This window comes from Burkholderia sp. E168m23 (assembly GCF_016586125.1).
In the GTDB taxonomy this organism is placed as follows: Bacteria; Pseudomonadota; Gammaproteobacteria; order Burkholderiales; family Burkholderiaceae; genus Burkholderia; species Burkholderia orbicola.
In genome coordinates this window covers 1-2,682 of sequence record NZ_BCPP01000961.1, presented here as the reverse complement: position 1 = coordinate 2,682, position 2,682 = coordinate 1, and the positions used below count along the sequence as shown (strand labels likewise).

Sequence of the window (2,682 nt, the reverse complement as noted above, 5' to 3'; positions counted from 1 at the left end):
GGCCCCCTCGCGTCGATCCTGCCGGTACGCGTGTGGCGCGTCGAGTCGCTGCGGCCGAACGTCACCGAACGAGTCGACGGCACGCTGCGCGACGGTTCGCCGCTCGCGGGCGACGCGCGTCACTGGCGCGATCTCGTCGAGCTCAACGACGACGACACACGCAGCGTCGTGCACGCACGCTTCGCCGACGGTCACCCGGCCTGCCTGTCGCACGGCACGCTGCATTACTGGGCCGCGCTGTTCGACGAGGCGACCACCGTGCGCCTGTTCGCCGATATCGCGGCCGAAGCGGGCCTGGCCCCGACGCCGCTCGGCGACGCCGTGCGCGTGAGCCGGCGCGGCGGCCTGACTTACGTATTCAACTACGCGGGCACGCCGCACACGATCGATGGCGTACCGCCGTCCGCGTTCGTGTTCGGCGGCGCGCAGGTCGAGCCGCAAGGCGTCGCCGTGTATCGAAGCCGTTCCTAGCAACCGCCCCCGGCGCCGCCACGCGCCGGTCACGCACAACGACACACAGGACTGGAGACACTCATGACCCATCGCCCCCTTCGCGTCGCTGCCCGCCTGGCGACCGCCGCCGTCGCCTTCGGCCTTGCGTCGCTCGCCATGACGACGCCTGCCGATGCCGGCACGCTGACCATCAACATCGCGTTCAAGGGCGCGAGCCAGCGTGCGGTGTGGCAGTCGACGATCGAAGCGTTCCACAAGGCCCATCCCGACATCGACGTGAAGCCGACCTTCGTCGACGAGGAAGCGTACAAGGTGCAGCTCCCCGCGTGGCTCACCACCGTCGCACCGGACGTCGTGAACTGGCACGCGGGCGAGCGGATGGCGTACTACGCGAAGCGCGGGCTGTTCGAGGACCTGAGCGGCGACTGGTCGAAGAACGGCTGGGACGCGATGTATGCGTCGACGCGCAGCGCGTCGTCCTATAACGGCAAGCAGTACGCGGCGCCGACCGTCTACTACTCGTGGGGCCTCTTCTACCGCAAGGACCTGTTCCGCAAGGTCGGCATCGCCGACGAACCGAAGACGTGGGACCAGTTTCTCGATGCATGCAAGAAGCTGAAGGCCGCGGGCATCACGCCGATCGCGATCGGTGGCCGCGACGCGTGGACGCTCGCCGGCTGGTTCGACTATCTCGACCTGCGCCTGAACGGCAACGCGTTCCACCAGCAATTGATGGCCGGCGACGTGCCGTACACCGACCCGCGCGTGAAGAAGGTCTACACGACGTGGAAATCGCTGATCGACTCGGGCTACTTCATCGACAACGCGCTGTCCTACGATCTCGACGGCGCGCAGCCGTTCCTGTTCCAGGGCAAGGCCGCGATGATGCTGATGGGCACCTTCATCGCGGCGGGTTTCCCGCCGAACGTGAAGCCGGACATGGGCTATTACCGCTTCCCGATCATCGATCCGAAGGTGCCGACCGCCGAGGACGGCCCGGTCGAATCGCTGCACATCCCGACCAAGGCGAAGAACAAGGCCGACGCGCACACGTTCCTCGCGTTCGTCGAAACCCCCGAGATGGGCGCGAAGCTCGCCGAAGGGCTCGGCTCGCTGTCGGCGAACAGCAAGTCGCCCGAGCCGGCCGATCCGATCTCGCGCATCGGCTTCCGGATCCTCGCCGACACGAAGGGCGGCGTCGCGCAGTTCTACGACCGCGACATGACCAAGGAAATGGCCGACGAGGGGATGAAGGGGATGCAGCAGTTCCTCGCGAATCCCGCGCAGCTCGATACGGTGCTCGCGCAACTCGAACAGACCCGCAAGCGGATTTACAAGAAGTGACCGCGTGACCCAACCGGCGGCCACGCGCCGCCGTGTCCGTTCAGGAGGCTTGCCGTGTCCAGTCCGATCACGTCCCCCCCGCCCGCCGGCACCGCGCCGCCGCGCGGCTCATCCGCCAGCGCGCTGCCCGCGCGCCGCCCGTCGCCCGCCGTGCGGCGGCAACGGCGTGCCGCGTGGCTCTTTCTCGCGCCGGCCTGCGCGATGGTTGCCATTTATGTGATCTGGCCGATCCTGTCGACGTTGTCGCTGAGCCTGTACAACTGGGACGGAATGACCGAGCGCACCTTCGTCGGTCTCGCGAACTATGCGGAGCTGCTGCAGGCGCCGACGTTCTACACGGCGCTGCGCAACAACGTGATCTGGCTCGTGCTGTTCATGCTCGCGCCGCCGCTCGGCCTCGCGCTCGCGCTGTACCTGAACCAGGCGGTCGGCGGCATCCGGCTCGTGAAGTCGCTGTTCTTCGCGCCGTTCGTGCTGTCGGGCGTGGTCGTCGGGCTGATCTTCTCGTGGTTCTACGATCCGACCTTCGGGCTGCTCGCGCTCATCGCCGGGCACGGCATCCCGGTGCTCGGCGACGCGCGCTATGCGACCTTCGGCATCGTGTTCGCCGCGCTGTGGCCGCAGACGGCGTACTGCATGATCCTGTACCTGACCGGCCTCACGTCGGTCAACCCGGAACAGATCGAAGCCGCGCGGATGGAAGGCGCACGCGGCTTCGCGCTGCTGTGGCACGTCGTGCTGCCGCAACTGCGGCCGACCACCTTCATGGCGATCGTCGTCACCGTGATCGGCGCGCTGCGCAGCTTCGACCTGATCTCGGTGATGACGGGCGGCGGCCCGTTCGAAAGCTCGACCGTCCTCGCGTATTACATGTACGACCAGGCG

General features: G+C 67.7%; 2 protein-coding genes and 1 pseudogene. All 3 read left to right on the top strand.

The features are described from left to right. Positions 1-471: pseudogene (locus tag JMF90_RS32595) on the top strand (beta-galactosidase); the annotation flags it as partial. 63 nt (positions 472-534) lie between these two features. Then, positions 535-1,797, top strand: coding sequence for an ABC transporter substrate-binding protein (locus tag JMF90_RS32590; RefSeq protein ID WP_011548785.1), 1,263 nt, complete (start codon positions 535-537; stop codon positions 1,795-1,797). Between the two features lie 54 nt (positions 1,798-1,851). Next, positions 1,852-2,682: carbohydrate ABC transporter permease (locus JMF90_RS32585; protein WP_201325973.1), on the top strand; the 831-nt coding region annotated here is incomplete at its 3' end.